The organism is Sphingobacterium sp. UME9 (genome assembly GCF_014170215.1).
GTDB lineage: Bacteria > Bacteroidota > Bacteroidia > Sphingobacteriales > Sphingobacteriaceae > Sphingobacterium > Sphingobacterium paramultivorum.
The window spans coordinates 1,035,381-1,059,985 of record NZ_LZZP01000003.1 but is presented as its reverse complement, the minus strand read 5'-3'; the positions used below and the strand labels follow the sequence as shown (position 1 = coordinate 1,059,985).

The 24,605-nt window shown below is 38.9% G+C and carries 26 protein-coding genes; 10 read left to right on the top strand and 16 right to left on the bottom strand.

Annotated features, from left to right (window positions below; all coding sequences use genetic code 11):
- Window positions 1-13: 13 nt before the first annotated feature.
- Complete coding sequence (locus A9970_RS06040) at window positions 14-520, bottom strand: RNA polymerase sigma factor (RefSeq protein WP_075992714.1); 507 nt, start codon at window positions 518-520, stop codon at window positions 14-16.
- 369 nt (window positions 521-889) lie between these two features.
- Between A9970_RS06040 and A9970_RS06035 the strand changes: the two genes are divergently transcribed.
- The 3 genes from A9970_RS06035 (at window position 890) to A9970_RS28445 (ending at window position 4,552) form a co-directional block, all read left to right on the top strand.
- Complete coding sequence (locus A9970_RS06035; RefSeq protein WP_153848535.1) at window positions 890-1,600, top strand: hypothetical protein; 711 nt, start codon at window positions 890-892, stop codon at window positions 1,598-1,600.
- Between the two features lie 10 nt (window positions 1,601-1,610).
- Window positions 1,611-2,267 carry a response regulator transcription factor gene (locus tag A9970_RS06030; protein WP_120334324.1) on the top strand — a complete coding sequence of 219 codons (657 nt, stop codon included), beginning with the start codon at window positions 1,611-1,613 and terminating at the stop codon, window positions 2,265-2,267.
- A 266-nt stretch (window positions 2,268-2,533) separates the two neighbouring features.
- Window positions 2,534-4,552 (top strand): glycoside hydrolase family 43 protein, encoded by a 2,019-nt coding sequence (locus A9970_RS28445; RefSeq protein WP_220801525.1) that lies wholly within the window; start codon window positions 2,534-2,536, stop codon window positions 4,550-4,552.
- A 7-nt stretch (window positions 4,553-4,559) separates the two neighbouring features.
- On the opposite strand, the gene A9970_RS06015 is transcribed toward A9970_RS28445, so the two are convergent.
- The 5 genes from A9970_RS06015 to A9970_RS05995 all read right to left on the bottom strand — a co-directional run bounded on the left by A9970_RS06015 (window position 4,560) and on the right by A9970_RS05995 (window position 8,862).
- Entirely contained in the window at window positions 4,560-4,859 is a 300-nt protein-coding gene (locus A9970_RS06015) for a hypothetical protein (protein ID WP_153848534.1), read from the bottom strand.
- A 112-nt stretch (window positions 4,860-4,971) separates the two neighbouring features.
- Window positions 4,972-7,140 (bottom strand): ATP-binding protein, encoded by a 2,169-nt coding sequence (locus tag A9970_RS06010; RefSeq protein ID WP_182981655.1) that lies wholly within the window; start codon window positions 7,138-7,140, stop codon window positions 4,972-4,974.
- Window positions 7,141-7,303: 163 nt separating this feature from the next.
- On the bottom strand, window positions 7,304-7,930 hold the full coding sequence (locus A9970_RS06005; protein ID WP_182981654.1) for a hypothetical protein: 627 nt from the start codon (window positions 7,928-7,930) through the stop codon (window positions 7,304-7,306).
- Between the two features lie 6 nt (window positions 7,931-7,936).
- Window positions 7,937-8,089 carry a hypothetical protein gene (locus A9970_RS06000; protein ID WP_172840694.1) on the bottom strand — a complete coding sequence of 51 codons (153 nt, stop codon included), beginning with the start codon at window positions 8,087-8,089 and terminating at the stop codon, window positions 7,937-7,939.
- Window positions 8,090-8,106: 17 nt separating this feature from the next.
- Window positions 8,107-8,862 (bottom strand): Ku protein, encoded by a 756-nt coding sequence (locus A9970_RS05995; RefSeq protein WP_153848531.1) that lies wholly within the window; start codon window positions 8,860-8,862, stop codon window positions 8,107-8,109.
- Window positions 8,863-8,990: 128 nt separating this feature from the next.
- Between A9970_RS05995 and A9970_RS05990 the strand changes: the two genes are divergently transcribed.
- Entirely contained in the window at window positions 8,991-10,196 is a 1,206-nt protein-coding gene (locus A9970_RS05990; RefSeq protein ID WP_182981653.1) for an FAD-binding oxidoreductase, read from the top strand.
- On the opposite strand, the gene A9970_RS05985 is transcribed toward A9970_RS05990, so the two are convergent.
- The 3 genes from A9970_RS05985 to A9970_RS05975 form a co-directional block, all read right to left on the bottom strand.
- The gene (locus tag A9970_RS05985) at window positions 10,193-11,167 is read right to left on the bottom strand and encodes a DNA topoisomerase IB (RefSeq protein WP_182981652.1); all 975 of its coding nucleotides are present in this window, start codon (window positions 11,165-11,167) and stop codon (window positions 10,193-10,195) included. The genes A9970_RS05990 and A9970_RS05985 overlap by 4 nt on opposite strands.
- 411 nt (window positions 11,168-11,578) lie before the next feature.
- Complete coding sequence (locus A9970_RS05980; protein WP_182981651.1) at window positions 11,579-11,770, bottom strand: hypothetical protein; 192 nt, start codon at window positions 11,768-11,770, stop codon at window positions 11,579-11,581.
- Between the two features lie 77 nt (window positions 11,771-11,847).
- Window positions 11,848-12,348, bottom strand: a complete 501-nt coding sequence (locus A9970_RS05975; protein ID WP_075992704.1) for an RNA polymerase sigma factor — start codon at window positions 12,346-12,348, stop codon at window positions 11,848-11,850.
- A 402-nt stretch (window positions 12,349-12,750) separates the two neighbouring features.
- Between A9970_RS05975 and A9970_RS05970 the strand changes: the two genes are divergently transcribed.
- Window positions 12,751-13,002 (top strand): hypothetical protein, encoded by a 252-nt coding sequence (locus tag A9970_RS05970; protein WP_182981650.1) that lies wholly within the window; start codon window positions 12,751-12,753, stop codon window positions 13,000-13,002.
- A 57-nt stretch (window positions 13,003-13,059) separates the two neighbouring features.
- Here A9970_RS05970 and A9970_RS05965 read toward each other — a convergent pair whose 3' ends face one another.
- On the bottom strand, window positions 13,060-13,410 hold the full coding sequence (locus A9970_RS05965) for a hypothetical protein (RefSeq protein ID WP_182981649.1): 351 nt from the start codon (window positions 13,408-13,410) through the stop codon (window positions 13,060-13,062).
- Window positions 13,411-13,555: 145 nt separating this feature from the next.
- Between A9970_RS05965 and A9970_RS05960 the strand changes: the two genes are divergently transcribed.
- The 3 genes from A9970_RS05960 (at window position 13,556) to A9970_RS05950 (ending at window position 14,819) form a co-directional block, all read left to right on the top strand.
- Entirely contained in the window at window positions 13,556-14,134 is a 579-nt protein-coding gene (locus tag A9970_RS05960; protein ID WP_075992701.1) for a hypothetical protein, read from the top strand.
- Between the two features lie 181 nt (window positions 14,135-14,315).
- Window positions 14,316-14,588 (top strand): hypothetical protein, encoded by a 273-nt coding sequence (locus A9970_RS05955; RefSeq protein ID WP_182981648.1) that lies wholly within the window; start codon window positions 14,316-14,318, stop codon window positions 14,586-14,588.
- A 45-nt stretch (window positions 14,589-14,633) separates the two neighbouring features.
- Window positions 14,634-14,819, top strand: coding sequence for a CsbD family protein (locus A9970_RS05950; RefSeq protein WP_075992699.1), 186 nt, complete (start codon window positions 14,634-14,636; stop codon window positions 14,817-14,819).
- 84 nt (window positions 14,820-14,903) lie between these two features.
- Here the strand turns inward: A9970_RS05950 and A9970_RS05945 are convergent, their stop codons facing one another.
- The 6 genes from A9970_RS05945 to A9970_RS05920 all read right to left on the bottom strand — a co-directional run bounded on the left by A9970_RS05945 (window position 14,904) and on the right by A9970_RS05920 (window position 21,708).
- Window positions 14,904-16,715, bottom strand: a complete 1,812-nt coding sequence (locus A9970_RS05945) for a glycoside hydrolase family 15 protein (protein ID WP_159726629.1) — start codon at window positions 16,713-16,715, stop codon at window positions 14,904-14,906.
- Window positions 16,715-18,898 (bottom strand): bifunctional alpha,alpha-trehalose-phosphate synthase (UDP-forming)/trehalose-phosphatase, encoded by a 2,184-nt coding sequence (locus A9970_RS05940; RefSeq protein ID WP_182981647.1) that lies wholly within the window; start codon window positions 18,896-18,898, stop codon window positions 16,715-16,717. The genes A9970_RS05945 and A9970_RS05940 overlap by 1 nt, the downstream gene beginning before the upstream one ends.
- Before the next feature lie 214 nt (window positions 18,899-19,112).
- A complete protein-coding gene (locus tag A9970_RS05935; protein WP_075992696.1) occupies window positions 19,113-19,754 on the bottom strand; it encodes a hypothetical protein in 642 nt (213 codons plus the stop codon).
- A complete protein-coding gene (locus A9970_RS05930; protein ID WP_153847368.1) occupies window positions 19,755-20,261 on the bottom strand; it encodes an S-ribosylhomocysteine lyase in 507 nt (168 codons plus the stop codon).
- Window positions 20,262-20,370: 109 nt separating this feature from the next.
- A complete protein-coding gene (locus A9970_RS05925) occupies window positions 20,371-20,661 on the bottom strand; it encodes an antibiotic biosynthesis monooxygenase (protein WP_088161631.1) in 291 nt (96 codons plus the stop codon).
- Between the two features lie 117 nt (window positions 20,662-20,778).
- A complete protein-coding gene (locus A9970_RS05920; RefSeq protein WP_182981646.1) occupies window positions 20,779-21,708 on the bottom strand; it encodes a LysR family transcriptional regulator in 930 nt (309 codons plus the stop codon).
- Between the two features lie 77 nt (window positions 21,709-21,785).
- Here A9970_RS05920 and hutH point away from each other — a divergent pair, with 77 nt between their 5' ends.
- Both hutH and hutI read left to right on the top strand, forming a co-directional pair.
- Entirely contained in the window at window positions 21,786-23,345 is a 1,560-nt protein-coding gene (gene hutH, locus A9970_RS05915; RefSeq protein ID WP_259655335.1) for a histidine ammonia-lyase, read from the top strand.
- Window positions 23,346-23,352: 7 nt separating this feature from the next.
- Window positions 23,353-24,603, top strand: a complete 1,251-nt coding sequence (gene hutI / locus A9970_RS05910; RefSeq protein WP_182981644.1) for an imidazolonepropionase — start codon at window positions 23,353-23,355, stop codon at window positions 24,601-24,603.
- The last annotated feature ends 2 nt before the right edge of the window (window positions 24,604-24,605 follow it).

Below are 24,605 nucleotides of genomic sequence, written 5' to 3'. Positions count from 1 at the left end.
ATAATACTATTTTTTAATTAATACTTTTTGAGTAAATCTTAAGCTGTTTTTGCAATGACTTTCGTGCCATGTGTATACGTGTTTTCACTGTTCCTTCCGGTATTTGCAAATGCTCTGCAATTTCATAATATTTAAATCCTTCCAAAAACATAGCAAAGGCGTCATAATAGTCTTTCGATAAATTATTGAGCGCATGCTGTATATCAGAAGCAACAAAATTATCTTCTCCGCGGTTGGTTGTTATTTCATTGCGATAACCAGTGCTGATGTATTCACTTCTGTAATTCTCTAACCTTTTGTTACGTGTATATTGATTGATATACGTGTTTTTCATAATGATATAGAGCCAAGACATCAATTTCGGATGTTTCAGGAATTTTTCGATAGATGCCAGCGACCTCACCATGGTCTCTTGAACCAAATCTTCCCGTTCATCCGGATCGTTCGTAAATTGCGCTGCCAAATATTTTAACGTAGGCCTTTTTTCCTTAAACAGTTGATCGATTGTTGTATTTTCCATATTATCAAATTTTAAGTGTCTATCTTTTCTACATTCTCTGCAATTAAGATGCTAGAAAAAACAATTTGGAAGGATGGATTGAGGCAAGTTTTATCAAGCGAGTAGATTTATTTATTATTCTAAATAGTTGTTGTACAGTGTTTTGTGTAGATTATTCACTAAGTATATTGGTGCTTTATTTGAACTTTTTTACTTTAACAACAAGTGTTTTCCTGTCTAAATTCCCCCATTTATCTTTTTCTTGCACGTATTTATACGTAGTACTTTAAAGGATACATCTTTTATCTAAATAGGTGTTAATTTTTAAAACTGTTCGTGCCTTGAAGTGGTTATTAGTTACAACATGAAATGGAAAACAATATGGGGGACGTGAACAAAAAACTATATTTTGACCTATCAGATGGACCGAAAGGCCAATCTGAAGGCCTAAAAGATCAGGCGGAGTTAAAGGAGGTATGGGACGGTAGCCAAGAAGATTTTTATAAATCGATTATTAGGAATCAACAGGATGATATCGGAAAAATAGGACGGTATTTTCGCGATGAACTGGCTCAGGAGCTTTACGGAATGCGTATATCGCTTCAGAATTTTACTAATCGTTATGGCGATTTTGAAGAATTACGTTGCCTACGTGATTCATTGACTACCTTAGTTATAGAAATCCGCAATAAAGCGGGATTGCTTTACAATCCCATATTAAATGACCTGGGAATTTTTCACGCCGTTGATGAAGCCGTTGCGAGTTACAAAAAACGATCTGGTTTTATAATTGATACGTTGCTTGACCCTCATTTGCGAGAATTACATCATCAGACGCAAATTCATCTATTTAAATTTCTGACTGCAATGTTTCAATATTTAAATGATGAAATGGCCTCGCAGTCGATCTCAATTTCAGTGCAGGTGATCGAATTTGAAATTCTTGTCAAAGTATCACCTTTTTTTCAACAAGGAGAAGCCTTGTCAGTATCAAAGCCCGAAAACAGACCAATGCGCTTGATGAAGATTGCAGAACTCTACAATGCGCAGATTATGAATGATACGCTTGTGGCAGGTATTTTACTAAAATTGACTATTTAAAAAGATAATAATGATAAAAATCCTATTGGTTGAAGACCACATGGTTGTTCGTAACGGAATAAAATTACTATTAGAATCTCAAGAAGGATTTGAAGTCGTTGGCGAAGCGTCGAATGGCAAAGAGGCGCTCGACTTCCTAAGTGCAAATTCTGTTCCTGATATCGTCTTAACGGATATCAGTATGGATGAAATGGACGGCATGGAATTGCTTCAGGTCCTAAACAAACAGTATTCATCTATTAAAGTGGTTATACTATCCATGCTGAATCAGATTAATTATGTCATTGAGGCGTTTGAATCTGGTCTCGCTGGCTATTTGGTCAAAAATGTTGGCTATCACGAATTGCTTTTTGGGTTGAATCATATTGCTAACGGCGGACGGTACATGAGCGAGGAGATCGCCATGATACTTTTAGATCAAGTCCGTTCTGGTCAAAGCTATGCGCAGATCCCAGGAGAATTGCAAACGGATTTTGATATCTCAGAGCGTGAATTGGAAGTGTTAAAATTGATTGCGGAAGGCTACACGAATGTCGAAATTGCAGATAAGATTTTTTTAAGTAAGCGTACTGTTGAGGGCCATCGTCAGAACCTCATAGACAAAGCGGGCGTAAAAAACACGGCACATCTGGTTAAGTTTGCTTTTGAAAGAGGAATTTTGAATTAGCGAAAATTTTGCTGGCAAATGATCAGGGAAATTTTGATCCGTAAAGATAGTGTCAGTATGTTGGTGTATATATCGAAATGTTTTCGGATAGAACAAGTCTGGAAATTAAATGGGTTTGTGGGAATAGAAGAGGAATGGATTTCGATAATTTTATCAGGAAATTTTTAATTTGATACAAATTGATATTCAATTGATACAATTTACCTCCAGTCTTAGCAAATATTTATTCAATTTTAGGCTTTCACCTATATGATGTATTATAATCAATGAACAAAATATATTTGCTGCCTATTGCTCTCTTGCTGTTTTTTGTCCAAAGGACATTTGCGCAAACTACAAACAAAGATCAGATTGAAAATGTGCACACGCCAACAAATGGCATTTTTCAAGCGGATCCGACCATATTCTATCACAAAGGATATTATTACCTCTATGGTACGAATGGTGATCAGCATGAACAACAGGGCTTTAAAGTATACCAGTCCAAGGATTTAGATTCCTGGGTAAGTCCGGAGGGAGTTGATTTAGGTTTTGCGGCTGTAAAGGGCGATATCTTTGGATCAAAAGGGTTTTGGGCACCGCAAGTATGGTTTGAGAATGGTAAGTTTTATATGGCTTACACAGCCGATGAGCATATTGCAATCGCAGTCGGTGATGCTCCAACGGGTCCTTTTAAGCAAACAGCTAAAGTGCCAATTGCTACCGGACAAAAGCAAATTGATCCGTTTGTATTCCGCGATAAAGATGGAAAAAAATACCTATTTCATGTAAGGTTAAACGAAGGGAATAGAATTTTTGTGGCGGAGCTGAAGTCAGATTATTCCGGAATAAAGGAAGAATCGCTGAAAGAATGTCTCCATGCAGAACTTCCCTGGGAAAATACGGCAAATGCCGAGTGGACAGTAAGTGAAGGTCCCACCGTCATTCGAGAGGGAAAATATTATTATATGTTCTATTCGGCAAATGATTTTCGGAATAAGGACTACGCTGTGGGTGTTGCTATCGCTGAAAATATTTATGGACCCTGGAAAAAACTGGAAGGTCAACCTGCATTAAGCCGTAAAAATAGTGGGTTTGCCGGAACTGGACATGGCGACATTTTCAAAAAAGGAAAGCAATGGTATTACGTCTGTCATACACATTTTTCAGATGAAAAAGTTGCACCTCGGCGGACAGCCATAGTACCGATTGAATTTGTGGCAAATAGCAGCGGTGTCTTGGTTCCCCAATTCGAAACTGCAAAGTTTCGATTTTTAAGCACAGATCAACGATCGAGGCAACCTAGAAAATCCTATCAAACAGATGTAGCCTTTGGTGATCCTTTTATTGTATTCGATCCACCTTCGGATCAATACTATTTATATGGAACCGGCGGGACTGAAAATGAATTTATAGCCTATAGTTCCAAAGATCTAAAGACATGGAAAAAGGAGGGAAAGGTATACGATGCCAAACAGCCGAATGGTTGGGGGGAAAAGGATTTCTGGGCTCCTGAAGTCTATCGTGTGAATAACAAATATTACATGTATTATAGTGCTCATTGGAAAGAAAATCCCAAAAAACACCTAGAAAACTATCGTATAGGAGTTGCAGTGGCGGATAGTCCATTGGGGCCATTTAAAGATCTGACCGGGAAACCTATTTTTGATCCTGGATATCCCATCATTGACGCGAATGTTTTTAGAGATACAGACCATAGAAATTATCTGTTCTATTCACGCTGCTGCTACGAACATCCTGTGGAATCAGAAATTGCAACTTGGGCGGAGAAGAAACTTGGCTATAAAAATATTGAAGAAAGCTGGGTTTACGGAGTCGAATTGGATAGCAGTATGACGAAGGTGATTGGGAATCCGGTTCTTTTAATGCGCCCCCCAGTTACGATGAACGACGCACAATCAGAATGGGAAAGTAGATCAGTTACTTCAGGTGAGGTCAATAGACGATGGACAGAAGGTTCTTTTTTGGTCAAAGAAAACGGATTATACTACATGATGTATTCGGCCAATTATTTTGCAGGAGCCAATTATGCTGTTGGCTACGCAACAGCAACTGCTCCTTTGGGAAGCTATCAAAAATCGGCATCTAATCCGATCATTGAAAAGAATACCAATAGAGGTGGAGTGGTTTCGGGTACTGGGCATAATAGTTTATTTCAGGACAAGGAGGGAAAAATCCGCTGTGTATATCATGGCCGCACCCTAAAAACGGGAGATCAGCGTATCGTTTTTATTAGCGATGTTTTTTTTGATGAAAAAGGACAGTTGAATATCTTTACAGATTGACCTAGGGTCAATCTGTCTTTTTGGATATGGTCCGATTTTCTACATTTTCGTCCCAGTTAGCGGTAGACTTTTTTCCAGGGCTTATACTGCTTCTTGGCTGTGGATTTTTATGTGTGTAGTTGATATTCTCCTCTTCTTCAGGATCGGTTTCATCTATATCTGGTTCAGGATGTTCGATGGGATCAGTGTCATTTGGATCGGGAATAGTACGTTCCCCGAACAATCCTTTACGATACCAGATGTTACTAAAATAATAGGCAATAATTAAACCTCGTTTTACTACTGCATGTTGCAATATCTCTTCCATTTTCAATTTTTTTTTAAGTGATAAGATCCTTTTTATTGGATGATATACTCTCCTTAAATGAACAACGTTAGATGGAAAATAGTTTGAAAGAGTTCAGGATTTGAAACAAAGATCAATCGAGTAACATTTGCTCAGGAAATGGCTTAACAATAGGGAAGTAGAGATGAACAACGGTGCCTATACCAACCTCTGATTCAATTTCTATACTTCCTCCCAATCGTTCCATTATCCGTTTCACCAGCGAAAGCCCAATGCCCGTACCAGGTATTGAACCCACATTGTCGGCTCTGGTAAACATTTCGTAAATATGAGGCAGGTGGTCACTTGGTATGCCAATACCGTTATCCTTGATCTGATAATGGGTATAATCGTCTTCGTCGGAACTATCTATTGTCACTAAAGGCCTGTCTGCCTGTGCAGAATATTTTATTGCGTTAACAATTAAATTTGAAAAAATTTGATACGCGGCACTTTTTTCGCCCCAAATTGGTAATAGGGTACCAAAAGTGGGTTGGCAATTATTGACGTTATATAAAATGCTGTTTTCTTGAAATATGCGCTGAATTGTATAGGCCATAGGAAGTGGTTCCTTGTCTAAAACGCTGGAACGGTGCTGGCTCAACTGGACCATATTGTTGATAATATCTTCAATGTTTGTAACGCTTCTGCTGAAATTCTGGTACCACTTATTGATTTTTGTAAAATCAATATTGTCGGAGTGCTGCTGTAGAAACTGTATGCCCATTTTTAAGATGGACAAAGGATTTTTTAAATCATGAGAGAGGGTATGTGTAAACATTTCCAACTCATTGTTCAAAATCAGCAGCTCTTCATTTAGCAACTGACGTTCCTTTAGTTTTGCAAAAATGGATTCCTTGATAATCTGATTCAGACGAAGGACAAAATTGATTTCAGCATCATTCCAAGGTTTGGCAACGTCATAGCGCATATCTTCCCATATTTTGAGCTGCTTGTTTTCATGCGGCTCATTTTTCAGCTCCATCTGCATCACCTGATTGCGGTTTTCCTTTCTAAACCAAACCAGGTAATAATCGTTTTCCAAGCCAACCTTTAGATACATGAGACCCGCAAAATCAAGTTTATCGTTAAAGTTATCCTGATGATTCAGCCGAAAGTTATAATCTTTGAAGAGGGCTTTATCGGTATGTTTTTGCAGGAATTGAATGATTTCATAAAATTGTGCTTTCTGCGGAGAATGACCATAGTTAAAGACATCGCCCTGATTAAATATGGCCAATCCATCTGCATTGACCAGCTGGGTAAGGATATCCATATGCTGTATCAAAGCACAATTCACCATTTTATTTTCAGAAAGGCTCCTTTTTAACTCTTCTTCAGCGAGTTTAAGAAGCTCCGTTCTTTCCAACAGATTTTGTTTGACATGGCTCTCATACTTGCTGGTGGCTGCCTGGATGGCAAACGTACATAGTTTTCGCTGCTGCAGATCGACCACCCGCTCTTCATCATTCTGTGCGACCACAAGACCCCAAAAGTCATCATCGATACAGATTCTAAAAAACAAGGCGCTTTGTACATTTATCTTTTTTAAAAAAAGCCGATGAAGTTCAGGTAAAGGTGATAATAAGCTCGAGACCGGATCAATTCCTTCGTCAGTATAGTAGAATTCTTGTCCATCAATATTAATATTGGGAGCATATCGATATGAATAGCTCCGATAGTACGACAAGACTTCTTCAGGCATGAAATCTTTCGAGAACTCCATTCCTTTGAAATGGGCTTGTCCATCTGCTGTATGTTCCGCAATCACGGAACTATATCCCGTTTCCTGAACCTGCAAAACGAAAACCCGATCGTAATTCAGTAATTTGTTGATGGCGGAACAAACACGGTCCCAATTATTCGGTTGAATAGTATCTAGCAAAAAATTAAGTTCATTTATTTTTTTTGCGGCAATGTATTTTTTGTGTTGTTGTTCCCACTCGATATAGAAGTATTCATCGTGTCTTCGCAATTTTACGTAAACACGTTCTTTTCTCATTTTAATGGGTAAAATATGGCGCGACTGCCTGTTTTCAAGTAGATCAGTTACTGCATTTTTGATTTTGGATAACGCTTCACCGAATGTATTGCTAAAGCTATCAAAGAAATGAGTTCCTAATAAGTTCTCTTTGGCGTCGTGATCATTTACGACAGATTCGGTTACCCCAACGACATTAAAATGTCGATCTAAGATGACCAGACTGCCAAAAGATTGAAGCGTAATGATGGTTTGATTGTTAGATTGAAATGTATGATTCATAATACCCCAAAACTTCTTATGATATACATAAATATACAAAAAAAATTACGACAACATAGATCGAATCTTTGATAACAGAACGTTATAAATTTATAAAATTGCCTTATTGGGTTCTTTTTACTTTGAAATTAAAGTCCGGCTAATTTCCGTTCGGCAGAAGGAACTAATGCTGAACATTAAACTCTTTGGCGATTGCATGGGCCATCCCTTTAAGAAGTGATTTCCATTGTGGGTAAGATGCCCCCATTTTAGCTGCTAGACCAACGAAATAATTCCTGACATTATCACTCATATTCTCATTGTCGACATTGATGATCTCGTTTCTTCCGGCGTACTGGAACAAAATACTATTCCTCCGTTGTTCGATCAGAAAGGTTGAAGATGAAATCCCTTCAAAAAAATGAGCTGTATTTTTATCCCCAGGATGGCTTGGATCGGGGCAAGGTTTTAATGTTATCGCAAAAACACTATAATCGTCCGTTTTGTCTGAAATGAGGCTGACAACATTCACCCAATCATAACCATCACTACTTGGAAGTCCCGGTCCGGGAATATTGAGTCGGATATAATCATGTAATTCGAGTAAACGATCAATTTGAGTACCATAACCCGCCGTTAATTGAAACACAGTGGCAGGTATCTGAGCGAGTTCATACCAATGGTTGACCATTCTAAGATTGTTTATAGCCGAAGCATAGGCTAAATTGGCAATAGCTTCACTTGGAAACTCGAGGGATTCAAAGCAATCCAGGTGCTTGCCTTCTTTCTGTTCCGGTATGATATTCTTCATCTTATTTCACTTCTTATGCTTAAAATATTGAATTTCTTGCTCGTGTTTTTTTGCCTCCTCAAGGGTATCAAAAGTACCCAGATTCCGACGTCGGTTCGTCTCTTTATCAGGATGCTTGGCATATATTCGATATTGACCCGATTTTAGTTTACGTATCATGGCACAGGGTGTTTTGTTTAACCTAGGCTTGCTTTAAGTTTTGCAAGCAAATCATCCGCTTTTGTATGCTCTACCTTCATTTTTCGTATGGTAGGACGTTTACCTTTATCTTTTTGTTTGATTATTTTAAGGAGCTCGTTCATATATTCGTTTTTATAGCTACTGATATCGAAGGATGTGCTGTGTTGCTCGATCAGCTGTGTAGCCATATCCATTTCTGCTTTTTGAATTTTAATTGCAGTAGGTAACTTAAGCTCATCAAGTGCTCTGATTTCCTGTTGATAACGTATTTTATTCAAAACCAATGCATTCTGATAGGGCTTTATAAGGGTTAGGTGTTCTACATTTCGCATGACGAACGACCCTAAGCCCGCCATTTTAGTTTTTTCTAATGCTTTGAGCAATAACTGATAGGCTTTTTCTCCACCTTTCTGTGGCTCCAGATAGTAGGGCGTTTCAAAATATATACTGTCTACATCCATCAGTTTGACAAAAGCATGGAGATTGATAAGTTTAGTCTTTTCCGGACTTGCGTCTTCAAAATCCGCATCTTCCAGCACGACATAATGGTCTTTCATGAAATATCCTTTAACAATATTATCCCATTTTACTTCCTTGCCGGTTTGTTCATTTACCCGCTTGAATTTAATATTGGATAGATCATTTCGATCAAGCATATCCAGATCTAAGGCAGCACTCTCTGTTGCACTATATATTTTAATTGGGATATTGACCAAACCAAAACCAATAGCCCCCGTCCAAATTGCTCGCATAAGTAATCTATTAATTGCTAATAAGATAACCTTGGTAATGCTCAAATGGTTTGAAATTTAATAAAATGCCAACCAAACTATTTCTTTTCAGAAATAGTTATACAAACATTCAATAAGCTTTTATTACAATGGATTTAAAGTCAAATGAACCTTTCTGGTTAATAAAAAACGGTCTTCTAAACAGTTATCCTTCCTTGCAAGATGATCGTAGCTGTGATGTTCTTGTCGTTGGAGGCGGCATTACAGGGGCCCTGATCGCACATCAATGCATAAACGATGGAAAGAAATGTATTCTTATCGACAAGCGTGAAATTGTGAATGGGAGTTCGGCGGCAACAACCTCTATGTTGCAATATGAAATTGATGTGCCTTTGTATAGATTAAAGGAATTAATTGGTGAAGAGGCTGCAATAGCGAGCTACAGAGCCTGTGGTGAAGCAATTGTCAAATTGGGGAAAATCGCAAAGAAAATCCGGTCCAAAGCTGGTTTTCGAACAAAAAAGTCACTCTACTACGCGGCAAGGAAAAAAGATATCTCCTGGTTGAAGCAAGAGTTTGAAGCCCGACAAGCGGCGGGTTTTGATGTTAAATGGTTAACGGAACAAGATATCAGGGATCGTTATGCTATACATGGCGCTTATGCTGGAATTCTCTCGGCTTTAGGGGCAAGCATAGACGCCTTTTGCTTTACACATGAACTGCTGGCATACAACGTTAGAAAGGGATTATTGATTTTCGACAAAACAGCCTTAGACTCTGTATTATATAAGTCGGGGCATAATCTTGTAACCACTTCGACAGGAGCTAAAATCAAAGCGAAGAAAATTATTTATTGTACAGGATACGAAACGACAAACCTTATTCCTGAAAAATTTGTCGATCTATTGAGTACATTCGCAATCGTGTCAGAAGTCGATAAAGACAATTATGATCGGTATCGCGATCTGCTCATTTGGAATACTACTGAACCCTATCTGTATATGCGTACCACAGATGATCATAGGTTTCTGATTGGGGGAGAAGATGAAGAATTTAAAGACCCCATTAAGCGAGATAGTCTCATTTCAGCGAAATCACTTAAATTGGAAAAGTCATTTAACAAAATTTTTACCGATAGGGCCTTTCACGCAGATTTTGCCTGGGCTGGTACTTTTGGAACCACCAAAGATGGATTGCCCTATATTGGAAAATATGAAAAGTTTAAAAACTCATACTTTGTGTGTGGTTTCGGTGGAAATGGTATCACATTTTCTGTTGCCGCCATGGATATGGCATCATGCTGGATGAATAACCTAAGCCATCCATTGGACGAATGGTTTAGGTTTGGACGTTAAACAATTGCCTTATCGGTGTGTTTAAGCAGAAAACGGTATAATTTATCCTCTAATTTCGCAAGCGGTAATTTACTTTTTATACTGGGGAATCTTCCTTCCATAAATAAACGTTGTATCGCAGGATGGATATAATAAGTCTGTGAAACAGTCTTTGTATTGCCGAGTTGCTCAGCAACATGTTTAATGACCTTGTTTAACTGTCTTTTTCGGGCATTAAGTGCCTCCGCCTGTTTTGTTTGGGCGAGCTGGTAAAAAGCTTCTCGACTGGCTCCCCAAATACGAATGCTTTTACAGCTGATCTGACCCGTAGAATTCTCCCGGAGATACTGATTAAAGGCGGCACCGCAGAACGTGCTTTCGCAGGTAGCACTATCAATCTGAAATATCCTTTTTCCCTTCATTTTTAAAAGTTCTTCCAGAAGCTTAGCCTGTTGCTTATTAGCCCATGACTTTTGCTGAAAAACACCCTTTTTACCTTTATAAGCCAAAGATATCGTATTGTTTTCGATGGTGACGTGCCTTTTTTCCAGGGTGCTAAGGCCATATGACTTATTGGTCAGTGTATAGCGCTTATTGCCGATACGAATTAATGTGCTGTCCATAATTTTAAAAGCAATTGCACACAATTTGTCCATATCCCAAACCTGATGTTTGAGATGTTTAGTGCTGATCTTTCTTAATTCTTGCAAATATTTACCCATAAAAAGAATATTGCTGAACTTTGCCGCTTGGCGTTGGTCAACGAATTTCGTATGGTAGATATATTGTTTACGCTCCTTTTGATCGAATCCAAAAGCTTGCAGATCACTGGTCTTACTTTTGGCAATCCATACATCCTTCCAGTTGGGTGGAATAACCAGTTTCGTAATTCTTTCTAAGATCTTTTTATCAGATACTTCTATTCCTGATGTATCGAAATATTTAAAAGACTTGCCTATTTTCTTTCTTGTATAACCGGCTTTTACTTTCATATAATAATCTCCAAAGTCAACATATGCTTAAACCCAAAAATGTTATTTAAATTTCTTATGTGAATGCTTGAGACCATATCAGTTGCCATTTGTTAATCAGCAGTTCGATCATGGTTGATCTGTATAAGATCGTTGATCATTCTATGGTCATTTATAAGGTTGGTTTCCATTGTATCTTGCTGATGAGTGAATTTTTAATCTTTCTTGTAAGAACCGATGAGAGGTCTCTGCGGTTTTCGAAAAAGATAAGATGCGTATTATTTACATAAATCAAGGGTTTTATACAGGAAAGGGGGCGGGGGGCGGACTATCATATAAATAGAAAGAAAAATATACTAAAAAGGGTTACTTTCTTAACAAAAGCAACCCTTTCTATGGATAAATTTCAATGTTCTATGAGTAAATTCTCATCTATTTTGTTTTATTTACAGAAGAAGATTTTTTAGCTTTTTCTGTCTCTACTTTAGTTTGATTTTTGTCTAATGTGTCCGTAACGACCGCTTGTACAATGGTCTTACCATTTCCCTTTCCAATGGGACCGCCACAGATAATCAGCGTAATGACCATATTGTGCTGATTTGTTATTTTAACTTCTGATTTCATATATTTATTATTTAGCGAATTGTCAGCTATCCGGTTAAGTTACTCTAGGTAGATAACCTCAAAAGCTACATTTTGTTTTATTTTAATTTGTAAATTTTAAGCTGTTTTTGAAGCTTTTTTCGCGTCATATGTATCCTTGTTTTGATTGTTCCTTCGGGCATGCCAAAATAGGTGGCGATCTCATGGTATTTGTATCCCTCAAGGAACAATTGAAACACTTGATAATTTTCTTCGGACAAACTGCACATCGCTTTTTGAATATCATCAGCGATAAACTTGTTGTCACTTTTATTGGATTCTACAGTGTTAGTGCTTTCTAGACCGATGTATGTTTCATGGATGTCGTTTGTACGTTTGGCTTTACGATATTGATTAATGTAAACATTTTTCATAATAACGTAGAGCCACGACATTAATTTTGGATGACGGATAAAATCATCGATCGATTTCAATGCACGAATAAGCGTCTCTTGAATTAAATCCTCTTTTTCATCGGGATCATTGGTGAATTTTCCCGCAAAATGTTTCAAAAGACTTCTTTTTTCCTCGACTAAAATATTCAAATTGGAATTGCTCATAGTATCGTTTGTTAAATTGATTGATGTTTATTTGATACATGGAGGTGCAATTAAAGTGCTACATTTACGTTTTCAGGTTCATCTAAAACTTGTTTAAACAGGCATAGGGGAAAAATACGTACACATGCGTATTGATCGTTTTGTAGCCTAAACGCTACAAGAATACACAATTGAAAGCGTCCCGGTAAAAATAGGCGGCCGATTAGGGGCCGGTCAATTGGGTATTTGTTCCATTAAAAAATGTCTTTATTACGGGTATCCTTCTGTATTTAGTGGAGTATGGGAACTGTCTATTTTTTTAAGCAGAAGTTTAAATGATTGTTTTTTATCAGTTTTTATTAAACTAATAAGTTCTGAATGTGGTTCTTAAGAAAAAGGTTGATCACAAAAACAAAATAGAATATGAAAAAGAGCAAGAAATTCACGGTAGTTTTGGCAACGTTATTATTTTGCAGCACACTATTCTTTGCGTGCCAAAATCCAAACAAAAATCCAGCAGAGGGAAGTGGTCAGGCGGACAATATCGCACCGAGCGCTGCCGATGAAACAAGATATAATTTAAGCGAGCAACAAAAAATGAGCATGCAGAAGGATACCAGTTTGGCAGACACGCTTAGGAAGGATAGTATCAATGCTATACAATCTAAACCTTAAAGGATCACTTAGAAAAGGTCACTCAGGCCTCTTCGTTATATACGCAAAAAAACTCCCTTAGTTGTGGGAGTTTTTTTTGTCCTTTTCTTTTTGATCTGAGCCAGTATCAAAGATATCTTCTTCTGAATGATCTGGTTTCTCTTTATGTTGATCCTCTTCTGTATTAATCTTTTCTTTAGTGGTACGGTCGCGTTGTTCTTCTTCACTTGGATCAGGGCCAGCCATACTTTTTGGAGAATTTAGTTTGAGGTTGACCGCATCTCGATCCGAAACCTTGGATGGCCCATAAATTGGCTTAAGATCGTAGCTAGCCGGTTCGTTTTTCATTGGGGCGATTTCGTACAAGAATGGGGAGCTTTCTCGGGAATAATCTGAAATAGTATCGCCAAATTGAATTGCTGTATTCATAGTCTTTTTAATAGGAACATGAGCCAAATCTGATTGGTTCTCTTTTTTTAAAAATGACAACACGATATATTTTAAGAATAAATTTAAAACTTTTCATTTGTCGATCTTGTTATTACAGTAAAGTAATTTAGATAATAGAGATACTATGAGAAAATTGACACTTCTTTTATTAATAACAGCAGGAATTGGGTATCAGGCCCATGCTCAGAAAATTGAAACCACGCCACAGATGTCATCGGATGTCGGAATTGAACCTATTCGACAAGGAAATTGGATGGTCGGTGGATCGATCGGTAATCTTGGCTATAGTTTTGAAGGAAAATCATTTAATGTAGCACTTCAACCACGAGCTGGTTATTTCGTGTCCGATGGATTGGCTATTGGTGCACAGGCAAATCTTGGTCTGGCTACTCAAAAAGATGCTGATAACGAATGGACCTATGGTGTAGCACCATTTGTGCGTTATTACTTTCCAAATGCGGGATCAAGTACAGGTCGGTTTTTTGGACAGGGAGATATTGGTATTTCAGGAAGTTCTAGGGGCAAAGATGTCGCGCTGGCGGTAGGAGCCAATGTTGGATATGCACATTTTATAACACGAACTGTTGCTTTGGAAGCTACCTTTGGCTACAATTATAGCAAGGCCAATATTAATACAGGCAGCGGTGCGAGTGGTTTAGGCGTTGGTGTAGGTTTTCAAATCTATTTGCCAGGTAAACGCTAACAAAAAATAGCAATAGCAATCTTTAACAGCATGTTTCCAATTGATCAATTGGAAACATTTTTTTTGGACGTCACCGTATAATTACTTGCTCTTGTGTATGAAAGACCTATTCTTTTCAAAATGACAAAAATTAGAAAACATTTGAAGCAACGTAGCTGTTTTTCTAATAAAAGGAGCTGAAATGATGACAGGGACAAAAAATATTGGTTTGGTACTCAAAGATAGAATGGGTAAATGGTCTTCTTATAACATTCCATTACTCAAAGAGTGCCACCTGAACAACAAGCTTGTGAAGAGTAATGAGCTGGAAGGTATTTTTGTCATAGGAAGTTTAGCAACGGGACTATACATATTTTCATTGTATAAAAACCGCTTTATAGACTTGATGGGCAAGCGAATCGGGATGGAGGAAATCTGTGAACATTTTGACAGCTATAAACAGACATTAATATAAATATATAAGTACACATATTTCATTTTTTTAAAACAAGGAGCATTTATGAGTAATTTAACATGGAAAGGCCGTTGGAACGAGCTGAAAGGTAAAGTGAAACAGCAATATGCAGATTTAACCGATGATGATCTGTTATATGCAGAGGGAAAGGAAGATGAATTGTTGGGTAAATTGCAACAAAAGACCGGAAAAACCAAAGAAGAGGTAGAAAACTGGCTGGATAAATTGTAATATTTTATCAAGGCCATTTAATTGGCAATTATACGTGTAAAAATGTGCGATCAATTTATTTTGATCGCACATTTTGTTTTTATGTCAATGAAAAATTGGTTTATCTAATTTTATGGCAAGACGATAAACAGCATTCATCAATCCAACGTGACTGTAGGCTTGTGGGAAATTGCCCCATTGGCTGCCATTGTCCTCGGTAACATCCTCACTGAACAGCCCCAGGTGATTGCTGTAGGTCAGCAAACGTTCCAGGATCTCTTTCGCTTCCTCCACACGCCCGACACAGGCCAGCGCTTCCACGTACCAAAATGCACAGACTAAGAAAGTGGATTTGGGTCTGCCGAAATCATCCTGATGTTTATAGCGATAGAAAAGTCCATTTTCGCCTTTTAATTCCTTTTCCAGCATTTCGAGATGATGAAGGGCGCGTTCCGATTTTGGGTCAAGGTAATCCATGACGATGAGCTGCAAGGTACTGGCGTCTAAATTCCGGCTATTAATAGCATTCTGATAGACTTTTCGCTCTTCGTCATAACAGGCCTCGATGTAAGCTTCTGCTTTTTTTAAGAGCACATTCGCGCGATCCTCCATATCTTGATAACCATTTTGACGCGCAATCAACAGGGCCGCCTTACATCCGACCCATTGAAAAAGATTGGAATAACAATGGTGGTTGGCAAAATTTCTAAACTCCCAGATGCCGGCATCTTTTTCCTCTATAGTAGCCTCAATCTTTTCGAGAATGAAATTTACCCAGCCTAACACATTCTTGTTTTCATGAATTTTAAAACGCTGGTCAGTGAAAAGAGGTAACAATGCAATCATTGCCTGGCCATATACATCATTTTGAATATGTTCAAAAGCTTGATTGCCAATCCGTACTGGACCGTTATCCTGATAGCCTTTTAGGTAAGGTAAGATCTGTTCTGTCAGCTCGGTGGTACCAAGGATACCGTATAAAGGTTGAAGTCTTCCAGGGTTGCGATGCGTGATGCCGGCAATATAATTTGCAAAGCTTTCCATTTCTTCAAATTGACCGATGTGCGTCAAGGCCGTTAATACATAATAACTATCACGTACCCAGCAATAACGGTAGTCCCAGTTTCTTCCCGAACCTGGATATTCGGGAAGACTAGTTGTTGATGCGGCGATAATTGCTCCGGTATCCTCATATTGATGAAGTTTCAGCACCAGAGCCGATCGGATAACTTCTGTTTGATAAATGTTAGGGATACTACACCTTTTAATCCATCGCTGCCAATAACTGAGCGTCTTATGGAGGAAATCCTCACAGGTGCTCACAATGGCCGATTCGAAAGCTGCATCATACGTCAGTATAAGGTATTTATTTTCACTGATAATGGTCCAGCTTTCCTCTTGGAAGAAATGTGAAATAGGCAGATCAGTAGTAAGTCGAATCCGTTCTCCGACCTGATCGTTGCTATAAAGAATATGGTTGCTGCCACGGGTAGGCTTAAGTGCCAATCGGCCGTAGTCAGCAGTCGGCTGACATCTGATGTTGACGCTAGGGGCACCATGCAGTGGTTCGATCTTTCGTATCAGCATCAAGGGTTTAAAATACCGCCCGAATTGTTCAAAACGTGGTGCAAAATCTGTAATACGATAGGCATAGGATTCCGTATGGATTTCCGTGCAGAGCACATTGGAGTTTTTGATGTAATACTGCTTGGTTTCCACAACTGGTTCCTCTGAACTGATCTTGAACGTTCCACCTTGATTTTTATCGATCATACTGCCGAATACAAAGCTATCTTCGAACGATGGCCAGCACAACCATGATATGTTTGTGTCGATGCCAACATGCGCTATGTAGGAACAATTTCCAATGATTCCAGATTGGTAGATATGTCTGTTTTCTGTTGTATTTTCGTTCATTATTTTACGATAAGTTGATTTAAAAATTGAAGAACATCTTCCTGTTCATCTAAATAATATTTTGCTGCAGATTTGTTGCTGCCTACCTTAATACTTATGGTCGATTGAGGTAGATACCTGAATAGATCCTCGTCGGTAATGTCGTCGCCAATAGCCAACATGAAATCTGCTTTTATATGTCCCGCGATTTCCAATGCTGCCTTACCTTTATTAACTTCTGTATTTTTGACCTCAATGACAGCATTTCCGTCCAGTAGTTGTAATCCATAGTCGTTGAGCATTGGGTTTAAGGTCTCCTTTAGCTCTGTTGCTTTAAGTTCGCCTAAGCCCAGTTCCACTTTTCTATAATGCCAAGCTAACGAGTAGGGCTTGACCTCGATGTAAGCCCCCGGAGTTTGATCGGCCAGTTTTTCCATCAGCTTTTTTACTTCAGGTACCCAGTGGAGTGCCAATCCTTTTTTATACGACCAGTTGAAATTTGGGAAATTTGACCAAATACCATGTTCGGCAACTAAATAGTAAGATCGACCGTCAAACCAGGACGATAGGCTCTCTTGTGATCGGCCGCTTATGATAACCAATGTATTGAGTGGATCAGAAATGATATTATCCAAAAGGTTATACAACAGGGTGGTCGGAGTTGCTTTCTGGGCATGATTCTGGAATTTGACCAAAGTACCGTCATAGTCCAGGAAAAAGAGCCTATTGCTACTTTTGCTATACCTTTCTGAAATACTATTCAATACCTTATCCGAGATTCGCCTTGCCCATTCGTCACGTTGTATGGCTTTGGTTTCAGCCAAACGATTGGTAAAGAGCTGCACCCAATGTTGCACATTAAACTTCTGTATAATCTGAATATTGGCATCGGTACGTTCCTGAATTTCTTCGGACGGCATTTTAAGTGCTTGGTAAATACTGTCTGCCGTTTCTGTACGATTATAGGGGTTAATAATCAAGGCATCAACAAGTTCCTTGGAGGCGCCTGCAAACTCACTTAAAATCAATACGCCCTTTGACAAAGTCTTACTGGCGATGTATTCTTTACTTACAAGATTCATCCCATCTCGCGTAGATGTAATCATACAGATATCGGATGCAACATATAATCCAACCAGCTCTTCGAATGGAAGCGATTTGTAAAAATATAATACCGGCGTCCAGCTTAGGTTACCATAAATGGAATTGATTTCACTCACCTTCCGGTTAATCTCATCTTTCAGTTTTTTGTATTGCGATACCTTATCCCTGGAGGGCACGATAAGCATATATAGTACAACTTTTGTATGCCATTCGGGGTATTTTTCAAGGAAAGTGAGGAATGCACGTAATCGCTCTAATATCCCTTTGCTATAATCGAGCCTATCGACAGCTATAATAATCTTTTGATCGGGAAAATGGCTCCGAAATTGGCTTGCAATGGACTGGATTTTAGGCTGACTGCTGACTTCGACGAATTTATCAAAATCAATACCCATCGGAAAGGATTCTATAAATATATGACGGTCTTTGTACTTGAGCTGGTTATGTCCAGACGATACATGCAGTATTTTTTTGCAGGCATTTAGAAAGTTCTGACTATCGGCGAAAGTATGAAATCCGATAAGATCTGCTCCCAGTAAACCTTCAACCAATTCTTTACGTTGCGGAATGTTCATAAAGAGTTCTTCCGAAGGAAAGGGTATATGGTGAAAATAACCAATGTTGAGCTCTTGATTTTCTGAACGCAGCAGTTGAGGGAGTAGCATAAGCTGATAATCATGGACCCAAATAAAATCGGACGGCGCATCGATAGAAAGAGCAGCCTCGCAAAATTTCTTATTTACCATGACATAGGTAGACCAATATTCGCGGTCAAAATGGATGTAGCTTGGCTGATAGTGGCAAATAGGCCAGAGGACCTCATTGGAATAACCTTCGTAGAAATTGCGTATTTCATCTTTTGATAAGAAAACAGGAAGTAAGCTCATCGGTTTGAGAAGCTCGACAATCTTTTCTTTTTCCTCTTCATCTTTGGGAACAATTCCCGGCCAGCCAACCCAAAGTATTTCATCCGTATCAAAGGCGGAATTTAAACCGGTTGCCAGTCCGCCCGCACTCGGCTTGATGATTAATTTTTCTTTTTTTCGCTCTATTTGTATCGGCAGTCTATTTGAAATTATTATTTTCTTCTTTTTCTTCATAAGAATATTAGATCGATTTATTTGCAGTGTGGAAGAGTTATATTGAAATAACGATGGGCTTGTAATCCACTTATCTGAACAACCTCGGGAGAGAATAGTTTGAATAAATTCAAATTAGAAAGACAATAGGGAAGCTATTGAAGAAAGAACGCGGTAATTTGCAAAAAAAAAAGACCTCTATTTCTACAGGTCTTTTTTTTGCTATTTCATTAGATTACGATATGCTGACCGCAGCAGCTTTTTCGTTATCCAGCTTTTTCATGAATTGATCAAGAATATCACCTAATCTCCCTGAAATTTCTCCTAAAATACTTTCCCAATCTTTAACTGTGCCATCACAATTGTCTGAAACAATTTTAATACTATGAAAGGTGAGATTTTTTTGAAAACAGAAATTCGCTAGGGCATAAGATTCCATATCAAATGCCAAAGGATTAAAATGTTTGATATCCTGATAAAAAGCAGTATTTACATTGATAAAACGATCCGATGTCAAAAGTGCATCTTCGTAGCGAAATTCATCACGAGATATGGATTCCAATACGCCTTGACCTTTAAAAAACAAGGTGTTTTCCAGGAAAAATCCATCCGTATAAGCATCCCCTTGTGCATAGTATGCCGGATAAAGGACATGGCCTATCGGATGCCTTGTACAACCTACCGTGCCAACATTGAGAAGAACAGGACTGATCCCTAATGCTTTGATGTCTTCGTAAAGCGTAGCTACGGACAGGAGCGCATTTACTTTACCTACACCAATTTCGTATACGAAAGTCGATTCACTTGTCGAATTAAAAGATAGCTCATTTTTATTTGCTACCAAGATAATCGTTTCAATATCTTTATTCAGGATCATTTAATTTTCTTCGATATATGGATACTCAAATGCCAATTCTTCGGCAGTAATTAGATTTAAGAAGTTAACACAAGCCTGTTTTGAGGTGGGAAAATCCATGAATGTGTAATTTCCGCAGCTAATCGGGTTTTGGAAAGGTACTTCGTATCCTTCTGTAAGAACAGTCTCTAATACTTCTTTCATCAATTCCGCCACATTCTGAGGAGTTTTCGCTGTTCCAGCCAATACCACATAAAATCCCGTGCAACAGCCCATTGGTCCAACATAAATAACCTCATCACCTAAGATGGTTCTAATTTCTGTTGCAAAACAATGTTCTAAGGTATGCATGACCTCAGGTGATAGCATACGCTCCGGAGAATTCGGTCTGATCATGCGAATGTCGTAAGTTGTATAACTCTCAACATTGCTGTTATTGGTTGTAGAAGCTTTAGCGTAGATCCCTTGTTTTAACTTGGTATGATCTACCGTAAAACTATTTACTTTTGCTTTTTCTTTTGTGTACATCTTGTTCTGTTCAAAGCTATAACGCTTGTGACGTTATAGGGGTTAAAAGTTGAATATCAAAAATTTCTACAAAGATACTAGATTATTGTAGAAAAGGACGACAAAACTACTATTTTAACACTTCATAATGTTCGACTGTTGGAAATGGATCGTAGTAATGGTGTAAAAGTTTCTCCCATTCCTTAAATAATGCCGATTCCCTGAAACCAATGGTATGGTCTTCTAAAGTTTCCCATTCAACCAACAAAATGTACTGGTTATCTTTTTCAATACATTTACGTAAGGAATGCGTGATATAACCTTTACTCGCACTAATATACTGGCAAGCTGTTTTATAATCTCTTTCAAAATCGGACTGTTGCCCTTCAATAATTTGTAATACAGCTACTTCTAAAATCATAATTCGTTTTTTAAATAAAGTTTAGTAAATATATCAAACTTAGAGAATTTGTTTTTTATATGCAATACAAGAACAAGCTTATCCGAACAATTTATTTGGCATTCTTTTAATAAGGACTTATGCCTTATTATCCCGCTTTGACGTATTATATCCGTTTTTTACTTGTGAAGTGATGATCTGGGTGACCAATGGAATACCCGGATTACGATTGTGGGCATTCCAAACTAAGGAGAGCGTTGTTCGTTGTGGTAAATTGTTCAATTCAAGGAAAGTGACATCAACATGGTAGCCGTTCTTTAAAGATGAAGGAACAATGGCAACACCCAATCCCTGAGCAACCATATTGAAAATGGTCAAAGCATTCACTGTGCGTAAAGTAACTTTGGGGATAAACTTATGATCACTAAAAATACTCATGACGAGATCATAATAAGAGTGGCTATAGTTTTTGGAAAATAAGATAAATGATTCATTTTTGAACGCATCAAGACTTGGTTGCGGTGACTTCAATAGGGGATGATCGTTGGGTAAAACGAGGCTAAAATGCTCTGTATGTATAGGCAGACTAGATAACCCGGGTGGCGTTTCGGAAAGACGAACAAACCCTAAGTCAAGTTCTTTTTTCTCCAGCAGATCCAGCTGGGTTTCATTCGCTAGTTCGTGAAGTGATAACTCGATATCCGGCTGCTGCTGTTTTAAATTGACAAGTAGTTCCGGCAGGATTGTTTGAACAGCCGACCCGATAAACCCCAGCTTTAAGGTGCTTATTTTACCGTTGGCAAAACTTTGAAGTTGAGTTTCAATCTGATCCAAGTGCCTAAATAGTTCTTTCACCTCCTGAAAGAGATATATCCCCGCTTCAGTCATTTGAACATTTCGTTTATTACGCTCAAAAAGTGTTACGCCATAGGATTCCTCCAACTGCTTAATTTGCCTGCTCAAGCCTGGCTGCGCAATAAACAATTTTTCGGCAGCCCTTCTAAAATGCAGTTCTTCTGCCAATACTTTAAAATACAGTAAATGTCTTAGCTCTATTTGATAATTCATGGTTATCAATTGATGATAAAAATGGTATTTCTAATTATCAAATATAGCAAGTACATTTGAGTAAAGCAGTTATGATAATGGAAAAATTTTTATATGGCAGTGGGCAGCTAACATGCTCCACAGCTTTAGCGATAGCAAAAGGAACGGTTACCGGGGAGATTTCCCCCGAAGTCAGGGATAAGATCGAGCAAAGCGCAAGTTATGTCAGGAAAATAGTTGAGCGCGGTGAGGTTGTCTATGGGATCAATACAGGTTTTGGTCCATTGTGCACCACACTAATTGATGCAAGTCAAACGCAGCTATTACAGGAAAATATTCTAAAAAGCCATGCTGTCGGTATGGGAGAACCTATAGCCAATGATTTGGCCAAATTGATGCTTATTCTTAAAGTTCACGCGCTTTCTAAAGGATTTTCAGGAGTTCAGTATGCGACGATTGAGCGGATTATTTGGCATATTGAAAATCATGTCATTCCTGTAGTCCCTAAACAAGGTTCTGTCGGCGCATCGGGTGATTTGGCTCCATTGTCACATTTATTTTTACCATTGATTGGCTTAGGAAAAGTCAACGTAGAAGGGGAGATTGTGGAGACAGCTGCCGTCTTGGAAAAACACGGTATGGCACCGGTTCAGTTGGGCGCAAAAGAAGGTCTGGCTTTAATCAATGGAACTCAATTTATGGCTGCACATGGTGTGATGGCTGTTGTCGAGTTAAATCGTGTACTTCAGAACGCTGATATTATTGCTACTTTAATGATTGAAGGCTTAAATGGTTCAATAAAACCATTTTTTACAGAATTACATCAATTACGCCCGCACCCAGGAAACCGCTATGTCGCTGCAAGCATTTTTAACATGCTTCATGGCTCGGCTATTTTGGAAAGCCACAAAGACTGTTCTCGTGTACAAGATCCCTATTCGCTGCGCTGTATCCCCCAGGTCCATGGAGCATCACGCAATGCTTGGTTTCATTTGAAGGATACCATAGAAATCGAAATAAACGCAGTGACCGACAATCCTGTGATCATTAACGATGAACTAACCATTAGTGGCGGTAGCTTTCACGGACAGTCAATCGCTTTGCCTTTGGATTATGCCACACTGGCCGCATCGGAAATTGGCAATATTTCGGATCGAAGGGTCTATTTGTCTTTAGAAGGTCAAACCAACGGCGTCCCAAAATTGTTAATGAAGTCAACCGGTCTCAATTCAGGATTTATGATCTTACAATATAGCACTGCCGCGATTGCAAGTGAGAATAAAGGACTTTGTTTTCCTGCAAGTGCAGATAGTATTCCTACCTCTTTAGGCCAGGAAGATCATGTCAGTATGGGATCTATTGCCGGCCGAAAATTACTGCAGGTCATTGACAATGTCGATAAAATACTAAGTATTGAACTGTTATGTGCGGCACAGGCCAAAGATTACCATCAGCCATTAAAATCGACTGCAGCATTGGAAGCTATCCATGCAAGAATTCGCCAGTCCATTCCGCATATTGAATCCGATCAACCTATGGAAGAGCTGCTGACGGAGGCACTAAGCCTCGTAAAATCAGGCGAACTGATCACATTGCATCGTCAATATGCTACAGGTGAGATTGAAGCGGATTTGAAACAAAGGTTTGAAATGTTTTAAACGAAGAATGATGGAAAAAGAGCTGAAATTAGTTGGACCTTTTAGGCAGGTATTAACGATGTCAAATATGCCCGTAAATGGGGCACTCGAGGATAAACAATTGGCTATTATTAAAGAAGGAGGTATTTTAATAGCAGGTAACAATATATTGGAAGTGGGGGATTTTGAGCAATTACAACTGCAATGGGGAAAGGAGGCGGCACTTGTACCTGTAGAAGGAGATCAGGTCGTTCTGCCAGGCTTTATTGATTGCCATACACATATTGCTTTTGCCGGTAATCGAGCGAATGATTTCGCCCTTCGAAATGCAGGCTCAAGCTATCTGGAGATTGCAGCGGCAGGAGGTGGGATCTGGAGCACCGTTTCCCATACGCGAGATTGTAACGCAGAAGAATTGATTGATCTCACTATCCAGCGTGCAAATTTTCTGTTAAGGCAAGGAATCACAACAATTGAAGTTAAAAGTGGTTACGGCCTTAATGTTAAAGAAGAACTTAAGATCTTACGGGTCATTCAGGAATCGGATCGTCGTACGGCATCAGACCTTATTCCAACTTGTTTGGCGGCACATATGCTCCCACGGGACTTCGACGGATCCGCAAAAGATTATCTTCATCTGATCACAACAGATCTTTTTCCCCTATTGAAATCAGAAGGGCTGTCGAATCGGATTGACGCATTTATCGAAAAAACGGCTTTTCAGGGGGAAGACATTGTGGCCTATTTACGAAAAGCAAAAGAAATGGGTTTTGATCTGACTATTCATGCCGATCAGTTTACCACTTCGGGAAGTCAGATTGCTGTAGAACTCGGTGCTCAATCTGCGGATCATCTTGAAGCATCAACTGCGGCTGAAATAGAACTTATTGCACACTCAGCTACTGTTGCTGTAGCGCTGCCTGCCGCCTCTATCGGCCTTGGATGTGGTTTTACACCTGCTAGAAAGTTGTTGGATGCAGGTGCATGTTTGGCAATAGGAAGTGACTGGAATCCGGGTTCCGCGCCCATGGGACAGTTACTGACGAGTGCGAGTATTTTGGCAACAGCAGAAAAGTTGACGAATGCTGAGCTGCTTGCGGCACTAACCTACCGTGCTGCAAAAGCCTTAAACCTGTCGGATCGCGGCGTGTTGACCAAGGGCATGAAAGCAGATTTTAGTTTATTTAAAACAGATAATTATCAAGATATTACTTACTACCAAGGAAGCTTGCAGCCTACAGCAGTATGGAAAAATGGTCAGGAAGTATTCTCAATATAACA